This window comes from Hyphomonas jannaschiana VP2 (genome assembly GCF_000685215.1).
Classification (GTDB): domain Bacteria; phylum Pseudomonadota; class Alphaproteobacteria; order Caulobacterales; family Hyphomonadaceae; genus Hyphomonas; species Hyphomonas jannaschiana.
Genome location: NZ_ARYJ01000013.1, coordinates 59075 through 77741 on the forward strand (window position 1 = coordinate 59075; position 18667 = coordinate 77741).

The window sequence follows — 18667 nt, forward strand, 5'->3', positions numbered from 1 at the left end:
GCTGCCATGGCAGACGCATCGGGCGGAGACGCCAAAAAAGGCTGGAAACCTGCCACCAAAGCGGTGCGCGGTGGCCTCATGCGCTCCGAGCATGGGGAGATCGCCGAAGCGCTCTACCTCACCTCCGGTTATGCCTATGACAGCGCCGAACAGGCGATGCGCCGCATGGCCGGTGAAGAGCCGGGCTTTGTCTATTCCCGTTATGGCAGCCCGACCTGCGAGATGCTGCAACAGCGCCTCGCCCTGATCGAAGGGGCCGAGACCTGCCGCGTCACCGGATCCGGCATGGGCGCGATTTCCTCAGCCATCCTGGCGCCGCTGAAAACCGGCGACCGCGTCGTGGCCGCCAAGGCCCTGTTCGGCTCCTGCCGCTGGATCATCGCCAACCAGATGCCGAAATACGGCATCGAGACCGTCTTTGTGGACGGCGCTGACATGGACGCCTGGGAACGCGAGATTGCCAAGGGCTGCCAGCTGGTGCTGATCGAAAGCCCGGCCAACCCGCTGCTGGACGGCGTGGACATTGCCGCCGTTTCGGAACTCTGCCGCAAGGCCGGCGCCCTGCTGGTGGTCGACAATGTGTTCGCCACACCGATCCTGCAGAAGCCGCTGGAGCTTGGCGCCGATGTCGTCGTCTATTCCGCCACGAAGCACATGGATGGCCAGGGCCGCGTCATGGCCGGGGCGATCCTCTGCGATGAAGCGCGGATGACCGAGATCTACGACCCGTGGCTGCGCCATATGGGCCCGGCGGCGTCGCCGTTTAATGCCTGGGTCGTACTGAAAGGCCTTGAAACGATGCAGCTGCGTGTCGAAGCGCAGAGCCGCAGCGCGGCGCGCCTTGCGGATGCCATCGCAGACCATCCTGCCATTGCGGCCGTACGCTATCCGCACCGCAAGGATCACCCGCACTATGAGGTCCACAAGAAGCAGATGCGCATGGGCGGCACGATGATGGCGCTGTCGGTCAAAGGCGGACAGGAAGCGGCGTTCCGTTTCCTCAACGCGCTGGAGCTGGTCGACATCTGCAACAATCTTGGCGACACCAAATCCCTGGCCTGCCACCCGTCGACCACGACGCACCGTGCCCTCAGCGATGAAGAGCAGGCAACGATGGGGCTCGACCGTTCCTGGATCCGTTTCTCGGTCGGTCTGGAAGACAGCGACGACCTTGAAGCAGACCTGATTCAGGCTCTTAACAAGGTGTAAACAAACAGCGGGCAATTTCATCGAATGGCTCGAAGGTCGCCCCCACCCCAGTATGAACACGTCACCGACGGGGTGCGCATCCGCGTGCGTCCGAAATTCATGTATGACGAGTCAGAACCGGCCGCCGGACGGTTCATGTGGTCCTACACAGTCGACGTGGAGAATGAGAGCGAGCGCACCTGGACGATTATCCGGCGGCACTGGGAAATCATCGATGCGATGGGCCGCCTGCAGGAAGTCGACGGCGAAGGCGTGATCGGTCAGACGCCGACCCTCGGCCCCGGCGAACGCTTCAGCTACACATCCGGCGCACCGCTCGCCGCCCCATCGGGCATGATGCGCGGCACTTATGATCTGGTGGATGATGAAGGCGGCGAACTGGTCGCCCTGATCCCCGCCTTCTCTCTCGACAGCCCCTACGATACGTCGCGGCCGATCTGAGGCTTAGCCTTCCAGCTCTTTCTTGATGGCGTTCCGGACGCCCTGCTCGTCTGCGCCTTCGATGGCCGTGTCACCGATATAGAAGCCCGGCGTGCCGCTGAGGTTCAGGGCGTGGCCAAGACGCTGCATGTCGTCCAGCTGCTTTTTGAGTGCGACCGACTTCATGTCCGCCCGCATCTTGCGGACGTCGACACCGACCTCTTCGGCCAGTTCGTCGATCTTCTTTTCGGTCAGTTCGTCGTTTGACTTCAGGTTCATCAGCGCGACGTGCATGTCGTAATACTTGTCCTGCTTGCCGGCTGCGAGGGCCGCCAGCGCCGCTGTTTCGCTGATGCCACCAAAGATCGGGTATTCCTTGAAGACGACGCGGACCTTGTTGTCATACTTCTCCGGCAGTTCCTGCACGAAAGGCATGGACCGCTTGCAGTAGCCGCAGCGGTAATCGAAGAATTCAACCACAGTCACCGGCGCATCTGCCGGACCGATAAAGTGGTCCGTATCGAGACTGTAAAGCTGATCCTTGTTCTGGCTGATCGCCTCCTGCGCCGCTTTTGCGGCATTGGCGCGATCGCGGGCATTGAGGGCGATGATCGCTTCCTCGATCACTTCGGGATGCGTCACGATGTATTCGTGAATAATCGTCTCAAGCTCGGCGCGTTCCATGGTGACCGGGGCCTTGTTGCCTTCGGCGCAGGCTGGGGTCATGGCAACCATGGCGACAGTGGCGGTCGCAAGCAGGGGGCGGATCATCATCTATACCTTTCCAGGCCCGTTCCGGGCTGTTTCGTTTCGGCGTGACTATACTGGCGCGGGCATGCCCGTCCATTGGACCTAACAGAAAGTTGAAGGGATTCAGTGCTCACCGACTGTAATTGAGAACTGATTGACGCCGCGCCGGGAAACGCGCTCGTAAAAGTCGCGATTGTCCGGATTGCTGGGGTCCGTGATCAGCAGGATGTCGTCGGCCCGGCGATAGTCGACCGTATTGCGCTCCAGCTGCTCGCGGGCACGGTGGGCGAATATGTTGGCGCGCTGCAGGTCGCCCACAGCATAGGCCGACTCCGCTGTGGCCAGCTGGGCCTCTGCCCGGCGGCCCTGTTTCTCCAGCGTAATGGCCAGCTGCTGCCAGGCGAACGCATTGTTCGGTTCGGCAATCAAGGCATCGCGCAAGGCCGTCTCTGCCTGCTCGATGTCGCCCGGCTCGGCCCGCGCATTCAGGGAGCGTGCATAGTTGATCAGCAGGAGCGGCTGCCCCGGCTTCAGCTCAAGTGACTTGCGGTGCGGCTCCACCGACTCCGCGGCCCGGCCGCCTTCGAACAGGATCTGTCCTTTCAGCTCCCAGAAATACGGATTGTCCGGCTCATCCACCAGCAGCGAATTGATGTCGTCGAGCGCGACCTGCATGTCGGAGGCCTGCATGGCTGCGATGGACCGGGCGTAACGGGCCGGCTCGCTCTGGTCGGTATCGGGATACTCCCGGCGCACCTTGCCGGGCGTGTCCAGGAAGCCGATCAGCTTGGCGCGCATCATTTCGTACTGGTGTTGCTCCCGGTCCGTAGGCGGAACGTCCCGCGTGGGAGACTCGTCCGCCAGCATCCGCACATTCCGGATCCGGTCAGAGGCCAGCGGGTGGGAGCGGAAATACGGGTAGCGCCGCGCCTGCGAAATCACTTCCTGCGCGCGGAACTTCTCGAAGAACTCCACGATGCCTTCCGGCGATTCGCCAAGCTCGGTGAGGTACGACACCGCCGCCGTATCGGCCATCGCCTCTTCGGAGCGGGTGTGAACATAGAAATTGAGCGCGGCGAATTGCTGAGAAGACCCGATCAGCGCCGCACCGGCCCCGCCTTCCCCGGCCGCGATCGCCAGGATGCCGAGGCCGATGGAGATCAGCGCCGGGCGGGACGCAACGCCGGCCGCCCGGCTGCGTGTGACCGTGTGGCCGCAGGCGATGTGGCAGGTCTCGTGCGCCAGCACGCCCTTGATCTGTCCCGGCGAGTCCGCCGCGATGATCAGGCCGGTGTGGATGTGGATGTTCTGGCCGTTGGCGACAAAGGCGTTCAGCGACGGATCATTGATGATGTAGAGCCCCACATCACTCGGTTTCAGCCCCGCCACATCAAGGATCGGATCGGTCCACTCGCGGAGCGTTTCCTCGATCTCTGCATCCCGGATCAGGCCCTGTGCAGACGCTGAAGCCGCGACAACCACGGAGGCTGCTGCCATTGCGATATATCGCAGAAAGTTACGGGCCATGCGGGTCCTGTCTCCGTTTTCCGCCTGTTCCCCTGAATCTACGGGCCTCAGCCCGCAATTGCGAGGGGGAAGCTACAGAATAACAAAAATGTCAGGCTCAAGCTGAGGGGAAGATGAACGAAAGCGCCGGATCGAGGCGGATTCCCGTCTCTTCGCCGGCTTTCGGGGCCTGGTGACGCGGCACCAGCGCCACAAGACGTTGCCCGCCCGCCTCCAGAACCAGGCGCGTCATCGCCCCGGTGACCTGGCTCGCCAGAACCTTTGCACGCACTTTGGACTCCGGATCGAGGCAGATTCCTTCCGGGCGTACGACCAGTTCCATTCCCTCTGCCATCTCCGCCAGACCTGCTGGCACGCCAGCCGCGGCCATCCGGTTCACAGGGCCGAGTGACGCCGCCACATCGGCGCTGACCGGGTTCATGTACACTTCGGCCGCCGGGCCTTCCTGCCGGATCCTGCCGCCACGCATGATCGCGACATGATCTGCCGCTTCCAGCGCTTCCATCGGATCGTGCGTCACCAGCAGTGCGGGAATATCAGCCGCGCGCACAGCCTCCAGCGCCTCATCGCGCACACTGGCGCGCAAGGCCGGGTCGAGGCCGGAGAACGGTTCGTCCATGAGGATCGCCGCGGGCTTCGGCGCCAGCGCACGCGCGATGGCGACGCGCTGCTGCTCCCCGCCCGACAATTCATGCGGATAGGCATCGGCCCTTTGTGTCAGGCCAAGGCGGCCAAGCCAGGCGAGCGCTTCGGCCTGCGCCGCTTCCTTGCCGAGCGGTTTCAGGCCGAACTGAACGTTCTGCAGCGCGGTCAGATGTGGAAACAGCGCAAAGTCCTGAAAGATCAGGCCGATCCGGCGCTTGTCCGGGGCAAGTGTGGTTTTCGTCGACGACAGCACCCGGCCGCCCAGACGGATCTCGCCATCATCCACCGGCTCCAGCCCCGCGAAGAGGCGCAGCAGTGTCGACTTGCCCGCGCCCGATCCGCCAAGCAGCGCGGTAATCGCGCCGGGCTTCAGGTCGAGCGAGACGGAATCGACGACGCGCACGCCGTGATAGGCACGGCTGACCCCGATGGCGGACAGGCTCTCACTCATGCGTGTGCTCACCCGGCCGCGAGTGGGACAGACGCCACGACAGCAGGATCACAGGGATCAGGCCGGCCACTGTGATCAGCAACGCAGGCAGGGCCGCCGCAGCCAGCCGTTCATCCGTCGCATAGGCATTGGCGCGCACAGCCAGCGTGTCCCAGCTGAACGGGCGCAGCATCAGCGTCGCCGGAAGTTCCTTCAGGCATTCGACAAACAGAATGAGTGCCCCGGCACTCGCCCCGGAGAGGGCAATCGGCAGGTCCACCTCCCGCGCCCGGCGCAGCGGCGAGGCACCCAGGCTTTCCGCGGCATGGCCCAGCGAGGCGGGGGCACGGGCAAGCGCCGCGACCATCGGTTCGGCACCTGTGGTGGTGAAACGGCTGGCATAGACCCACGCCAGGGCAATCACCGGCACAATCCCCGTCAGCGTCAAACCCAGCCCTCCCAGAACGACCAGCGCACCCAGCGCCAGAACAGCGCCCGGAATGGCATAGGCGGACGAGGCCGTCAGCCGCGCAAAGGCAGCGCCCGGCCCCTTCCCGCGTCCCGCCAGTGCAATCACCAGCGCCAGCACAAACCCGAAAGCGGCGCCTGCGCCCGCCAGAATGAGCGTGTTCTTCAGTGCCTCGCCGATCGGGGCGACATATTCCCGGGCCTCCAGCGCGCGCCAGACAAGTCGCGACACGGGCACGAGGAAACCGATGGAGAAGCCGACCAGACAGAAAAGCGCCGCGCCCCAGCCCCAGAAACCACCGAGCTTCGTGCGGGAAACCGCCCGCCAGCGGGTGGAACTTTGCTGGCTGCCTGCGCGGCCCCGGCTCCAGCGTTCGGCCAGCAACAGGCCGACGACCAGGACCAGAAGAATCACCGCGAGACGTGCCGCAGCCGCCGGTTCCCCGAAACTCTTCCAGGCGCGCACGATGCCGAAGGTCAGGGTCGGCACACCAAGATACTCGGCCGCGCCATAATCCGCTGCCGTCTCCATCAGGGCGAGCGCCAGGCCTGCAGCGATTGCAGGCCGCGCCGCCGGCAGGACAACGCTCCAGAAACTGCGCAGCGGCGAAGCCCCAAGGCTGCGCGCCGCTTCCAGCGCACAGATGGACTGGGAGACGAACGCCGTACGCGCTGTCAGATACACATAAGGATAGAGACCGCTGGCCAGCACGAAGGCGAGGCCTGGCATCGACCGCATGGACGGGAACCAGTAATCCCGCGCCGACCAGCCCGTCAGATCCCTCAGGGCAGACTGCAGCGGCCCGCCCACCCCCATCAGGTCACCCCAGGCATAGGCCAGCACATAGCCGGGCGCGGCCAGTGGCAGGATCAGCAGCCATTCGAAGACCGGCCGTCCCGGAAAGTCATGCATGGTCACGAGCCAGGCAGCCGGAACGGCGAAAGCAAGCATGAAGAAGGCAGCCATCGCCAGCGTGCCCAGCGTTCCGCCAAGATACGGCACCATCAGCGTGTCGCGGATATGCTGCCACGCCTCCCCGCCGCCCACGAACACGGCAGCCAGCAGAACCGAGACAACCGGCACAGCAATGATGGCACCGGCCAGCACGGCCGGCCCATCAGCGGGCCGAAGGCTCAGGCGCCGGGTGGAAAACACCCGCACTGGAAGGGGAAGACCGGCCAAGCGTGTCTGCCTCAGTTCCAGCCGGCCTTGTCAAAGATCTCCTGCGCTTCGGACTGGTGCATGCCCAGTTCGTCCAGCGGGAAGTCGCTGCGCTTGAAATCAGGCAGGGCATCCAGCCCTTCAGGCAGCGGCGCGCCTTCGATCATCGGGTATTCCTTGGTTTCAAGGGTCAGCCAGCTCTGGCCATCGACGCTGGCAAGCCATTCGATGAACCGGATCGCATTCTCGCGGTGCGGCGCGTTGGCCGCGATACCGGCGCCGGTAACATTCTCATGCGTGCCGGTCGTGTCCTGCTCGGGAAAGCTGAGCTTCACCTTGGCAGCAGCGGCCTGCTGACTCGGCGCGCCTGTGGTCATGCGGACATAATAATAGTGATTGGTCAGCGCGACCGAGCATTCACCCGCGGCGATCGATTCGATCTGGGTAATGTCCCCGCCCTGCGGCGGACGGGCGAAATTCGCGACAACGCCATCGGCCCAGGCCTGCGCAGCGTCATGGCCCATCCGGCCGATCAGCTCCCCCATCAGGGAGAGATTGTAGATATTGGTCGAAGACCGCATGCAGACTTCGCCTTTGAAGCGCGGATCGGCCAGGTCGCTGTAATGGGCTACGTCCTCAGGCGCGACACGGTCCGGGTCATAAGCGATGACACGCACCCGGCGGGCGAGGCCGAACCAGTAGCCATCCTTCTGGCGGAAGTGCTCGGGAATCGCTTCATCCAGTGCCGGATCCTGCACAGGCTGCAGCAAACCGGCTGCTTCGAAACGGTACAGCGTGCCAGCATCGGACGAAATCACGACGTCTGCCGGGCTCGCATCGCCCTCGGCTTTCATGGTTTCCAGAAGTTCCGGCGCGCCCGATTCGCGGAAGCGGACCTTGATGCCCGTCTCTTCTTCGAAGGCTTTGTACATGGCCTTGTCGGAATCATAGTGGCGCGCGGAGTAAACATTCAGGACTCCGGCGTTCTGCGGCTTGTCCCCTGATTCAGCTACAGATTTGCCTGAATCGGAGGCAGGCGTGCCTGCATTCCCGCATGAGGCGAGGAGGACGGTGGCGGCGGTGAGCCATAGGCGAATTCCGGTCATATCTGAGCCTGTGTTTAGTGTTTCAGGCCATCAAACATAGTTGAGAATAATTCGCAACAAACCTCTGTCGCGACCTTTTGCCCGTTTTTTGCACATGTCTGGGCAAATCTCCCGTTTCGGGGGAAAATGCTTCAAAATTCCTATGGTTTCCGATTTACTAAATCGAAACCCGGGGAACATGGGGGTTGGTGGTTATGACGACCGACATTGTGGTGGATCTAGGCTTGAAGTCGGCGGAAGAAGTCGCCCTTCTTGCAACTGTGGTGGACGCATTCGTGCAGCAGTTCCTGGGACGGAACCGCCAGACGAGCGATGCGCCGGAAGTGATGGTGCGGACGGCCTTCTCGCCAGATGGCGAAGTCTCCAAGGCCGTTATCTTCCAGGACCGGAAATGGGCCGACGCCTTCGTGAATTTCTGGGAAAACCAGAAAGCCCAGGATCACGCTGCCTGATCCGGGCCTGATCTGCGCCTGCTGAGAGGCCAGGCCCAGTCCTGACAACGAGACCATCTGCCGCCGCGTCAAAGCGGATAGTTCACCTTCGCGCGCAAACGCCCTAAATGAGGGCCCATGAACGCGCCGCCGCCTCCCCCGCCGATTTCGAGCTTCACCCCGAAAGTCGCCATTCTCGGTGCAGGCATTATCGGCCTGGCGACCGCTTTCGAACTGGCGGTGAAGCGCGGCGTGCCGGTGACCCTCTACGATCCTGCCCCGATGGGACGCGGGGCCAGCTGGGCCGCCGCCGGCATGCTCGCCCCGGCTTATGAGGCCGCCGCCGAAGAGGGCGTCCATCCGCATCTGTTCGAGCTCTGCATGGAAGGCGCTGAGCTGTGGCCGGATTTCTCCATAGACCTCGCCCACGCCGCCGACACCGATTCCGGCTATAGCGGCCGGCCGTCCCTGGCGCTTGCCTTCGACAAGGCAGAGACCGCTGCCATGCACAAGCTGGCCCGGGCGCTCGATGCCCGCGGCATTTCTCATGAGGAACTGCCGCCCGCCACGGCGCACCTGCTGGAGCCCTCCATTGCGCCGGACCTGATCGCCGCCCTGCAGATGCCGACAGACGGCCAGGTGGACAACCGCGCCGTTGTCCGTGCCCTGATCATGGCCCTGCAGCGCAGCCCGCTGGCGACGCTCCGCAGCGAAGCGGCGCCGCTGCGCAGTGAAGGCGGACGCCTGACGCTGGAAGGCCATGACCTGATCCTCGCCGCCGGTGGCTGGAACACCGCGGCCATAAAGGTGGAAGAAAACGGCCAGCCGCTCAGCCTCGTGAACTGGGACCCGGCCCTCGACCAGATCGATTGTTATGGCGGACAGATGCTGTCCGTCGCGCATGGCTATGGTTCGCCGGAAACGACATTGCGTTGCGGTGCGATCTATATCGCCCCGAAGGCAGACCGCGTGATCATCGGCGCCACGGTGGAACCGGGCGTCGCCACTGAAGCGCCAGAGCCTGAGGCCATCGCCGCCCTGCACGCCCGCGCTGCGCGCCTCTGCCCCGTTCTGGAAAACCTGCCCGTGATCGAGACCTGGGCCGGCATCCGCCCCGGCACGCCGGATCGCGCCCCGATGATCGGCGCCACCGCTGCGCCGAACCTCTTCGTCGCGGCGGGTCACTATCGGAACGGCATCCTGCTCGCCCCCATCACGGCACGGATCATTGCCGACCTCATGCTCTGCAAGCCGCTCAGCCCGCTGCATGAGAGCTTTTCGCCCGGCCGTCTCTGCGCCGCTGCATAGACTTTCCGGCCTGAAAATTTGCCCCACACCCTTGCATTCCGGGCGCGCGCCCTCTAAGTCGGCCGCTCGGCGAGCCCCGCCTGAAAGCTGAAGGATGCCCGAAATGAAAAACGCACAGCACCTCGCCCTGCGTTCTCACTTCATTTCACGGCCCTTCCATGACCAGCTTTCTGACGCTCGACTCCCTCTCCCTTTCCACGCCTGACGGCACCCCGCTCTTCCGTGACCTGACGCTCTCGCTCGGCCGCGAGCGTGTGGGTCTTGTCGGCCGCAACGGCTCCGGCAAGTCGACCCTGCTGCGCGCGATTACTGGCGATGTCGCGCCCGCGAGTGGCAGTCTTCACCGGAACGGCACGGTCGGCATGCTCCAGCAGTCGCTGGACGAAACGCTCGATCTGGCCGGCGCCCTCGGCATCACCGCAGCGCTTGTCTGCCTTGCCCGTCTCGAAGCCGGCGACGGGAGTGTCGAGGATGCCGCCGAAGCCGACTGGACGCTGCCCTCGCGCGTCGAACAGGCCCTCGCTGACACCGGACTGCGGGACATGCCGCTGGACACACCGGTCGCCACGCTCAGTGGCGGCGAACGGATGCGCGTCGCGCTCGCCCGGCAGCTGCTGGAGGCCCCCGACCTGCTGCTGCTGGATGAACCGACAAACAATCTCGATACGGAAGGGCGGGACGCCATCGCCGCGCTCCTGCGCACCTGGCCGGGCGGACTGCTCATCGCCAGCCATGACCGGTCGCTTCTGGAGCAGGTTGACCGGATCGTGGAACTCTCCCCTGTCGGCAACACCATCTTCACCGGCGGATGGAGCGACTATGCCACCGCGCGCGAAGCTGCCCGCGAAGCCGCCGAAGCGGACCTCGCACGTGCCAGTGACGCACTGAAACGCACACGGAAGAGCGCCCAGCAGGCGAAGGAAAAACAGGACCGGCGCGACAAGGCGGGCCGCGCCGCCCGCGCGAAAGGCGATGCGCCGAAAATGCTGCTCGACAAGCGGCAGGAACGCGCCGAAGCCACACGCGGCAAAGGCAACGCCCTCGCCGCCCGTCAAATGGCAGAGAGCGAAGGCGACCTGGCCGCTGCGCGCGAGCGGATCGAAATCCTCGCCCCCATCACGATGGACCTGCCACCTTGCGGCCTGCCGTCCGGGCGGCGTCTTCTGGATTTCAAGGCGGTCAGCATGGCGTTCGACGACCGCCATTTGTTCGGTCCTCTGGACTTCCAGCTGACCGGCCCGGAACGGGTCGCCATTGCCGGGCCGAACGGTTCCGGCAAATCCACCCTGCTCCGCCTCGTAACCGGCACTCTGCAGCCCGCATCCGGCACAGCCATCCGCCTCACCGAAAACTTCGCCCTGCTGGACCAGCATGTCAGCCTGCTGGCGCCCGGCGAGACGATCCTTGAGAACATGCACCGGCTGAACCCCGGTCTCAGCGCCAATGCCGCCCACGCCGCCCTCGCCCGGTTCGGCTTTCGCAATGATGATGCCCTTCAGGTGACCGGCACGCTCAGCGGCGGCGAAAAGCTCCGCGCGGGTCTCGCCTGCGTCTTCGCCCGGCCGGAGCCGCCGGACCTGCTGATCCTCGACGAGCCGACCAACCACCTCGACCTGCGCGCCATCGAAGCGCTGGAGACCGGCCTCAACGCCTGGGACGGCGCCATCCTGCTCGTCAGCCACGACCCGGCCTTCCTCGAGTCCATTGGTGCAAGCCGGACGCTTTGCCTGTGATCGCGGGCCTATGACGCAGCGTCGCGCGTCCTGAGTCTGGACGCGGTCAGGTCGGCGTCTTAAGTCTTCCTCCGACAAGAGGAGACACCGGATGTACCAGATTGCGCCGATGAGCGAGGACCAGGAAGCCATCAAGGCCGCCGTCGAGAAGACGCTGGAGCCGTTCGACGACGAGTATTGGGGCAAGGTGGACGAAACCGGCAACTGGCCGGAAGAGTTCTGCGATGCCATGGCCGCCGGCGGCTGGCTGGGCATTGCCTTCCCGGAAGAATATGGCGGCGCAGGCCTCGGCCTCACCGAAGCCGCGCTGATGATGCAGACCGTCACGCGCACCGGCGCGGGCTTCTCGGGCGCTTCCGCCATCCACCTCAACATCTTCGGGCCAAAGCCGCTGGAGAAGTTCGGCAATCCGGAACTGAAGCAGGAAAACCTGCCGAAGATCATTTCCGGCGAGGAGAAGATGTGCTTCGCCGTGACCGAGCCGAATTCCGGTCTCGACACGTCCAGCCTGGAGACCAAGGCCGAGCGCACCAACAATGGCTATGTCATCAATGGCCGCAAGATCTGGACGACCGGCGCCCAGCGTGCCGACAAGATCCTGATCATCGCGCGCACCACGCCGAAGGATCAGTGTTCCAAGCCGCACCTTGGCCTCTCCCTCTTCTACACCGATCTCAACCGCGACCGGATCGAGGCGAACCCGATCCCGAAAATGGGCCGCAAGGCGGTGGAGTGTAACACGCTCTTCATCGACAATCTGGAAGTGCCGAAAGAGCACCTGATCGGCGAGGAAGGCCAGGGCTTCAAATACCTGCTGCAGGGCCTGAACCCGGAGCGCGTGCTGTTTGCCGTCGAAAGCATCGGCCTTGGCTTTGCCGCGCTGGAGCGTGCCGCACGCTACGCCAATGAACGCGTCGTGTTCGGCCGCCCGATCGGCCAGAACCAGGGCATCCAGCATCCGCTGGCGAAATCATGGGCGGAACTCTCCGCCGCTGAACTGCTCGCCTACAAGGCCGCCGGCCTTTACGACAAAGGCGAGGAGTGCGGCGCCGAGGCAAACGCCTCGAAATATCTCGGCACCGAAGCCGGCTTCACGGCCTGCGAAACCGCTGTGCTGACCCATGGCGGCATGGGCTATGCCAAGGAGTACCATGTCGAGCGCATGATGCGCGAAGCCATGCTCGCCCGCATCGCCCCCGTCAGCCGCGAGATGATCCTCAACTTCATCGCCGAACGCGTCCTGGGCCTGCCGAAGAGCTACTAATTGATCTGGAACCGCCGCCGGACCGCAAGGCCCGACAGGAAGACGAGAATGATCGCAGTCAGCGACTGAAAGCTCGCGAGCAGGCGCAGACCGAACGGCACCCATGTGCCGTAGTCAATTGCACCGCTGGCACAATTCTCACGGCCAGCGGTTTCCAGCATCTGCCCGATACGGGAACAGGCGGCCGGGTCTGCCCATGGCCCGAATGGCAGGACACGGCCAGTCGAAAAGGACAGCGCGTTTTCGATCTCGCCGACTGTTGGCAGATGTTGGGGCAGCGATCCCATGGCGGCGTAGATTGAGGCAAACAGAAGAACTCCGCCAAACAGCCAGACAATCGGCAGCACGACTGAGTTTCCATAATTGGACGCCCCGCCATAAATGCGAGACAGTCCCCGTTCCCAGATCGGAATGCCCTCTTTCTCCTGCCAGAAGGCCAGCATTTGAAGCTTCGTATATTTCGGACGCTTGCGCCTGCGCCGGGCGATGAGTTCCAGCCGGTGGAAGCGCCCCTCTTCCGGCCTGTCCCGCCTATCTTCATTGAACAGTTTCAGGGTGCGATAGCAGTCTTCCAGAGCACGAAAATACTCGATGCGGTCCTCAACCGGACCTTTCTCAAACGCCTGCGCCTCACTCCGCCGCCATTCCTGAAATGCCTCAAGGCCCCCTTCATAAAGCGCCGCCCATTTTGGGGCGTCACGCGCATACTGTTCTTTTTCCCAGTCAGGCGCACCTTCCCCAGGCGGTTTCGGCTTTTCCGGAACAGCGCGTTTCAAATTTTCCAGTCCCGCTTTCAGCGCGTCAGGCACTGGCAGGCAGGATGGTTTTGTCTTTCCCCGTTCAACGGCGAGTTCAACACGGGTTTTCCCAAAATTGATGCCGCGATGCAGCACACTGCCATGGAGTTTGAACAGGTGAAAAAAGTACGCGCCATGGAAATCGGATTCATCCGTATAAGACCCACTCAAAATATCCCGATTGGAAAAGTCGGCAGGCCCCAGAAACACGGCCCTTTTTGCGCTGAAACGCTGGACAGAACGCCGCGCGATAGAAATCGGGGCGGGCACCCCTGTCAAACGGCCCTCCAAAGCCACCCCTTTATCCCCGGCTTGCGACGACAGTGCGATGGACTGCTCCACACGCTCGCTGGTCAGGCTACGTCCTTCCCCGCTGAAATCGGCCTTACCTAGAAAGGCGGCGCTGTTGAACCAAGCGTCTCCCAAGAAGGCGGCGCTGTTGAAGCTGGCGTCTCCCGAGAAGGCGGCGCTGTTGAACCAAGCGTCTCCCGAGAAGGCGGTGCTGTTGAACCAAGCGTCTCCCGAGAAGGCGGCGCTGTCGAACCAAGCCTCTCCCGAGAAGGCAGCGCTATCGAACCAGGCGTCTCCCGAGAAGGCGGTGCTCTCGAAGCGGGCGCCTCCCGAGAAGGCGGCGCTGTCGAACCAAGCGTCTTCCGAGAAGGCGGCACGGTCGAACCCGGCGTCTCCCGAGAAGGCGGCGCTGTCGAACCAGGCGTCTCCCGAGAAGGCGGCGCTGTCGAACCAAGCGTCTTCCGAGAAGGCGGCACGGTCGAAGATAGCATCTCCCGAGAAGGCGGCGCTGGCGAAGCGGGCATCTCCCAAGAAGACGGCATGCTTCGCCTGCAGCGATACGGGAGTTCGGCTGTCCTCGGATCGGGATTGGGCGGACAGGACGTCCAGGTCGAAATCAAGCAGAACGGCGCCCTGCCATTGGAGCCGATTGTCGGGGCCATCTGTACGCCAAAGAAAAACGGACCGAGTCTCCAGAATCGGCCTAGCCAGTTCGGCCTTGAGGATGTCATTCAGTTCGGCGCTGAACGCTGCGTCTTTCGTGCCTTTCAGCGTCTGGCTACCGTCCCGGAATGCCAACGGCAAGTGAACGCGCGTGAAGCGCCGCCCCGTTTGCGGGCACTGAAATTCCGGCCGCTCGATATCCTCTGCCAGCCCTGCGCGGCGCCAGTAATCCTGCAGCGTTGCCTGACGGCCGTCTACGCCATCTACTGCGGGAACAGGCACGCCATCCTTCGGCACGACCCAGCCTTCCCAGTCCTTTTCCGCCAGACCGTCCCAGGAATAATCCTCTTCCCACCAGCGGTCCCACCATTTCTGGGATATTGCCATCTGTGCGCCCCGTGCTGCCCCGTCAACTTCAGGTTAGCGCGCGGCGATGGCGTGTAAACCTGCCGGTCTACATATCGTCGGCCTTGGTCATGTGCTGGAAGAATTCTTCCTTGCTGTTGGTGCGGGGATAATCCCCTTCCGGCACGGGGACGCCCAGGAAAGCGCAGAGCGGTTCCCAGCCATCCTTCGCGGAATGCACCAGCAGGCGGTCAGCGGGGATCGCGGCTTTCACCTCGGCTTCATGCGCGAGGAAGTTGGCGATCAGTTCGTCCTTCGTCTTCGCGCCGCCGAAGCTGCGCTCCAGAACTTTGGAGACCATCTTGAACCATTCCACGGCTTGAGGCGGCCATTTGTCGGGCGCCCAGACGGTGGCGAGGATCGTCTCGGAGATGCTGCCATACCAGCTCTCTGCCGAGCGGGATGACAGGATGATCTTCGCGTCCGGATAGTGATCTGCCAGTTCCTTCCAGAACGCCGCCGACGGCCAGTCCACCGCCGAGCTATAGCCCTTGTAGATCGCGTCAAAGTCCGGCTTGCCTGCCAGCGCCTCATTCCAGAGCGGCACTTGCGCTTCACCATTCTCGATCACTTCGATCATGTGGTGGCACGGACCGAAGCCCAGCTGTTCCAGCGCGAGTTTGAGGGACATCGTCCCCGTGCGGCCATAGCCGGCGCTGATTGCCTTCAGTGTCATTATCGTCTCCCTACCCGCCCGGTCTTCCGGGTCTCTCTTCTTGAGCTACCACAAACGCCCGCGGGGAAACAGCACAAGCTTAGTGGCGCGGAACGCGGCCGCGGATGCGGTCGAAGCCGGCTTTCACATTGGCGAAGCGTTCCATGATGGCGGGCTCGAACTCATTGTCGGTGAAGATGTAAGGCCAGTTGCCTTCAATCCCCTCACGCACAAGTTCCCCGACATAGAGCGGATCGATGCCATGCGCGATGGCCTCTCGCGCCATTTCGGCGAATTCGGAATGGTCGAGATTGGCGCCCTCGCCAGTCGTATCGCGCGCACCGGCAAAACGGTCCGGCACATTGCGGGCGGAGTCCATGATCTTTGTCCGGATGAAACCGGGACACAGGACCGAAACGCCGATGCCGCGCGGCTCCAGCTCTGTCCGCAGGCCTTCGCTCAGCGCCACGACACCGAATTTGGTGACATTGTAGGGCGGGTTGGTGACCGGCAGGAAACCGGCGATCGACGCGGTCGAGACGATCTGCCCGCCCTCGCCATGGGCTTCGATCAGCGGGCCAAAGATCTCGATGCCCCAGACCACGGACATGAGGTTCACCCCGATGGTCCACTCCCAGCCGGCATCCGTCCATTCGCCATAACGGCCACCGCCGCCAACGCCGGCATTGTTCACGAGAATATCGACGCGGCCGAACCGCTCCATCGTCGCATCGGCCGCCGCCTGCAGCTGGGCCTTCAGGGACACATCCGCGATGACGCCATCCACATCGGCATTTGTCTGCTTCAGACCACTGATCGCATCGTCCAGCGCGTCTTTCTCGATGTCGCACATCATCACCTTGACGCCAGCCTGCGCGAGTGCGGTGGAAATACCGAGTCCGATGCCTGAAGCGGCACCTGTCACGAAGGCAACCTTGCCTGCCAGTTCTTTCATGAAATCCTCCCGTATTCTTTTCGGGAAGCATGCGCCTGCTGGCGGCGACCGGCAAGAGATGACGCGAGGAAACGCTCTTTTCCGGGCCCGCCTGACACTCCGGTCAGGCGTTCGGTCGAAGCCTAATATCAGGCAACGTCGCGGGTGCCGTCTTCCAGCAGCTGGCGATAGGTCGGGAAGCGTTTCTCACCGATCAGGTAGGCGTGCAGATCGCCGGCGCTCAAGGGCGCGGAATAGAGATAGCCCTGCACCAGCCGGCAACCGGCGCTGCGCGCGGTTTCCAGCTGCTCGCGCGTTTCGATCCCTTCGATGATGCACTCGATGGACAGCGAGCGGCAGAGATGCTGGATCGTCGCCACCAGGCCGAGCCCGCGGGCGGCCGTGTTGATGGCCGCGCCAAAGCTGCGGTCGATCTTCACGATGTCGAATTCCAGATCCTGCAGATAGCGCAGCGAGGAATAGCCCGTACCGAAATCGTCGAGCGCAATCTTCAGCCCCATGAAGCGGAACTTCATCAGGTTGTAGCGCGCTTCTTCCATGTCGTTCAGCAGGGAGGACTCTGTCACTTCCAGGACGAGGCGATGGCGCACATGTTCCGGCTCGGCCAAGATCATCGCCACCAGCGCATCGCTCGTTTCCCGGCTGATGATATCCTGCGCCGACAGGTTCACCGACAGCGACGGCAGTTCCGGACAGTCGCGCAGATACTCCAGTGCCTGGCGCACCACCACACGGGTCAGCTGCTGGGTCATGCCCATCTTCTCGGCAATGCCCACGAACTCCATCGGCGGGACAGAGCCCAGTTCCGGACTGTCCCAGCGGGCCAGCGCTTCACACCGGGTGATCTGGCCATCCGTCGAATTGACGATCGGCTGGAACACCAGGCGCAGCTCCTTGTCGAGATCAGCCTTCTTGAGCGCCTGGTGGACGACGGCTTCGCGCATCAGGGATTCAGCATGATGGGCCGAAAACTCGATCGCCTGCCCCACCTTGTGTTCCTTGGCCCGGAACAGTGCAAAGTCAGCCTGCTCCATCAGATCCCGTGCGGACTTCACAGGGAATTCACGCGAGGAATAGCCAACCGATGCGGACACCCGGCTTGTATCCTTGCTCGGCAGCCGGACAGGCTCGTTCATCGCATTGACGATCTGCTGCGCGATCCGCTTGGCCTCTTTCTGGGTCACCGTCCTGGGCAGGATATAGGCGAACTCATCCCCGCCCAGCCGGGCCACGCTGGCCTTGTCGCCCAGAACCCGTTTCAGGCGTCTGGCTGTTTCGACCAGCACCGCGTCCCCGGCCGTGTGACCGAACACATCATTGATTGGCTTGAAGCCGTCGAGGTCAATCAGGCCGACGACCGGCAGCGCTTTATCTCTGGACGGATCATAAGCCGCATCGACATCCTGGAAGAATTGCCGCCGGTTCGGCAGGCCTGTCAGCATGTCCGTCAGGGCCATGGACTGGTTCGTATCGGCCAGTTCGGTCGAGCGCCGGTTTTCGGCGTTCAGCCGGTTCAGCAGAACGACAGACTGCGCCAGCCGCAACTTGTAGGTCCGCGATGCCATGAAGAAAACCAGATAGGTCACCGACAACTGCATGGTCGCATAGAAATAGAAGCGCTCATTCCAGTCATAGAAGAGCAGGCAGAAGACACTGAGTGTCATGAACAGGCAGACACCCACCAGCCGCGGCCGCGAAATCGCGCAGATCGTTGAAGATGCCCCGGTAAAGGCCGTGAAAAAGGACAGGTAGAGCCTTTCCTGACTGGTCGCGTAAGGCAACAGCGACCAGACCCAGATGCCAAGGATCAGGAAAAGGCCGGCGGTGAGCACCTCGACCTGCATCAGCTTGGTGCGCGCTTCATCCGGATACATCAGCCGGGAATTGCCAAACTTCCAGAAGGCGAGCCGGATGACGGTCAGGATGACAAACATCACAGGCACGCCGTATGTCAGGAAGGGCGGCGCCGTTTCAACAAAGGTCGAGCCCAGAGCGATCGCCGCAACGGTCAGCATCATGTAAAGCGCCGGGATATTCTGCGAGATGGCCCGCAGCTGCTCCATCATGACGGCCTCTTCCGGTGTGCGTGCGTTTTGCAGCATTTTCCGGTAGGTATTGATGTTGGTTCGCTTGAGCATGCTTTCCGCCGGTCTGGTCTGTCCTGACTAGACCGGAAACCCTAATCTTCAGTGGATTCCGGGCGTGAATTTGCCTGCTTGGTTAAGCATCTGTTTAACATGTCAGACAGGCACGCCCCTCGCCCGCCTGAAAAGACACGCCTTCTGTTGAAGGCACTGCAGCGCGGCGCCCAGGCGCGGGAAACGCTGACTGTCACCAGAGCGGCCCCCCGCCGCCCCCGCTTCCGGGGCAGGTCCGGTATAGTCGGCCATAGTCCGGTATGGTCATGGTTAGTCATGATTGGTCATGGCGTAGACGGATTTAGTCTGA

At 63.2% G+C, this 18667-nt stretch carries 15 protein-coding genes; 6 read left to right on the top strand and 9 right to left on the bottom strand.

The features are described 5' to 3' along the window. The first annotated feature begins 6 nt into the window (after positions 1–6). Both metZ and apaG read left to right on the top strand, forming a co-directional pair. Positions 7–1209, top strand: coding sequence for an O-succinylhomoserine sulfhydrylase (metZ, locus tag HJA_RS15570; protein ID WP_035583904.1), 1203 nt, complete (start codon positions 7–9; stop codon positions 1207–1209). 24 nt (positions 1210–1233) lie between these two features. Next, entirely contained in the window at positions 1234–1650 is a 417-nt protein-coding gene (gene apaG, locus HJA_RS15575; RefSeq protein WP_035583906.1) for a Co2+/Mg2+ efflux protein ApaG, read from the top strand. Positions 1651–1653: 3 nt separating this feature from the next. Here apaG and HJA_RS15580 read toward each other — a convergent pair whose 3' ends face one another. The 5 genes from HJA_RS15580 to HJA_RS15600 all read right to left on the bottom strand — a co-directional run bounded on the left by HJA_RS15580 (position 1654) and on the right by HJA_RS15600 (position 7717). Further along, on the bottom strand, positions 1654–2403 hold the full coding sequence (locus tag HJA_RS15580; RefSeq protein WP_051597773.1) for a DsbA family protein: 750 nt from the start codon (positions 2401–2403) through the stop codon (positions 1654–1656). Positions 2404–2502: 99 nt separating this feature from the next. Further along, entirely contained in the window at positions 2503–3906 is a 1404-nt protein-coding gene (locus HJA_RS15585; RefSeq protein ID WP_035583908.1) for a M48 family metalloprotease, read from the bottom strand. A 97-nt stretch (positions 3907–4003) separates the two neighbouring features. Next, positions 4004–5002 (bottom strand): ABC transporter ATP-binding protein, encoded by a 999-nt coding sequence (locus HJA_RS15590; RefSeq protein ID WP_035583910.1) that lies wholly within the window; start codon positions 5000–5002, stop codon positions 4004–4006. Continuing rightward, positions 4995–6632, bottom strand: a complete 1638-nt coding sequence (locus tag HJA_RS15595) for an ABC transporter permease (protein ID WP_241764385.1) — start codon at positions 6630–6632, stop codon at positions 4995–4997. The genes HJA_RS15590 and HJA_RS15595 overlap by 8 nt, the downstream gene beginning before the upstream one ends. An 11-nt stretch (positions 6633–6643) precedes the next feature. Next, entirely contained in the window at positions 6644–7717 is a 1074-nt protein-coding gene (locus HJA_RS15600) for an extracellular solute-binding protein (protein WP_035583912.1), read from the bottom strand. 194 nt (positions 7718–7911) lie between these two features. On the opposite strand from HJA_RS15600, the gene HJA_RS15605 reads away from it, so the two are divergent. The 4 genes from HJA_RS15605 (at position 7912) to HJA_RS15620 (ending at position 12453) form a co-directional block, all read left to right on the top strand. Further along, on the top strand, positions 7912–8169 hold the full coding sequence (locus HJA_RS15605) for a hypothetical protein (protein WP_035583913.1): 258 nt from the start codon (positions 7912–7914) through the stop codon (positions 8167–8169). Between the two features lie 117 nt (positions 8170–8286). Then, entirely contained in the window at positions 8287–9456 is a 1170-nt protein-coding gene (locus tag HJA_RS15610) for an NAD(P)/FAD-dependent oxidoreductase (protein WP_051597774.1), read from the top strand. A gap of 158 nt (positions 9457–9614) precedes the next feature. Further along, positions 9615–11189 (top strand): ABC-F family ATP-binding cassette domain-containing protein, encoded by a 1575-nt coding sequence (locus HJA_RS15615; RefSeq protein ID WP_035583915.1) that lies wholly within the window; start codon positions 9615–9617, stop codon positions 11187–11189. A gap of 91 nt (positions 11190–11280) precedes the next feature. Beyond that, complete coding sequence (locus tag HJA_RS15620; RefSeq protein WP_206741733.1) at positions 11281–12453, top strand: acyl-CoA dehydrogenase family protein; 1173 nt, start codon at positions 11281–11283, stop codon at positions 12451–12453. On the opposite strand, the gene HJA_RS18210 is transcribed toward HJA_RS15620, so the two are convergent. The 4 genes from HJA_RS18210 to HJA_RS18215 form a co-directional block, all read right to left on the bottom strand. After that, positions 12450–14591, bottom strand: a complete 2142-nt coding sequence (locus tag HJA_RS18210) for a pentapeptide repeat-containing protein (protein ID WP_051597775.1) — start codon at positions 14589–14591, stop codon at positions 12450–12452. The genes HJA_RS15620 and HJA_RS18210 overlap by 4 nt on opposite strands. Before the next feature lie 67 nt (positions 14592–14658). Further along, a complete protein-coding gene (locus HJA_RS15630; protein WP_035583916.1) occupies positions 14659–15285 on the bottom strand; it encodes a sulfotransferase family protein in 627 nt (208 codons plus the stop codon). Positions 15286–15364: 79 nt separating this feature from the next. Then, entirely contained in the window at positions 15365–16219 is an 855-nt protein-coding gene (locus HJA_RS15635; protein WP_035583918.1) for an SDR family NAD(P)-dependent oxidoreductase, read from the bottom strand. A 128-nt stretch (positions 16220–16347) separates the two neighbouring features. Further along, positions 16348–18357: a putative bifunctional diguanylate cyclase/phosphodiesterase gene (locus tag HJA_RS18215; protein ID WP_051597776.1), complete on the bottom strand. Its 2010-nt coding sequence runs from the start codon at positions 18355–18357 to the stop codon at positions 16348–16350. Between the last annotated feature and the right edge of the window lie 310 nt (positions 18358–18667).

Excerpts from the sequence above, each read along its gene's own strand:
- HJA_RS15620 (WP_206741733.1), top strand. The coding sequence starts at position 11,281 with ATGTACCAGATTGCGCCGATGAGCGAGGACCAGGAAGCCATCAAGGCC.
- HJA_RS18215 (WP_051597776.1), bottom strand. The coding sequence starts at position 18,357 with ATGCTCAAGCGAACCAACATCAATACCTACCGGAAAATGCTGCAAAAC.
- HJA_RS15610 (WP_051597774.1), top strand. The coding sequence starts at position 8,287 with ATGAACGCGCCGCCGCCTCCCCCGCCGATTTCGAGCTTCACCCCGAAA.
- HJA_RS18210 (WP_051597775.1), bottom strand. The coding sequence starts at position 14,591 with ATGGCAATATCCCAGAAATGGTGGGACCGCTGGTGGGAAGAGGATTAT.
- metZ (WP_035583904.1), top strand. The coding sequence starts at position 7 with ATGGCAGACGCATCGGGCGGAGACGCCAAAAAAGGCTGGAAACCTGCC.
- HJA_RS15580 (WP_051597773.1), bottom strand. The coding sequence starts at position 2,403 with ATGATGATCCGCCCCCTGCTTGCGACCGCCACTGTCGCCATGGTTGCC.
- HJA_RS15600 (WP_035583912.1), bottom strand. The coding sequence starts at position 7,717 with ATGACCGGAATTCGCCTATGGCTCACCGCCGCCACCGTCCTCCTCGCC.
- HJA_RS15590 (WP_035583910.1), bottom strand. The coding sequence starts at position 5,002 with ATGAGTGAGAGCCTGTCCGCCATCGGGGTCAGCCGTGCCTATCACGGC.
- HJA_RS15615 (WP_035583915.1), top strand. The coding sequence starts at position 9,615 with ATGACCAGCTTTCTGACGCTCGACTCCCTCTCCCTTTCCACGCCTGAC.
- HJA_RS15585 (WP_035583908.1), bottom strand. The coding sequence starts at position 3,906 with ATGGCCCGTAACTTTCTGCGATATATCGCAATGGCAGCAGCCTCCGTG.
- apaG (WP_035583906.1), top strand. The coding sequence starts at position 1,234 with ATGGCTCGAAGGTCGCCCCCACCCCAGTATGAACACGTCACCGACGGG.
- HJA_RS15605 (WP_035583913.1), top strand. The coding sequence starts at position 7,912 with ATGACGACCGACATTGTGGTGGATCTAGGCTTGAAGTCGGCGGAAGAA.
- HJA_RS15635 (WP_035583918.1), bottom strand. The coding sequence starts at position 16,219 with ATGAAAGAACTGGCAGGCAAGGTTGCCTTCGTGACAGGTGCCGCTTCA.
- HJA_RS15630 (WP_035583916.1), bottom strand. The coding sequence starts at position 15,285 with ATGACACTGAAGGCAATCAGCGCCGGCTATGGCCGCACGGGGACGATG.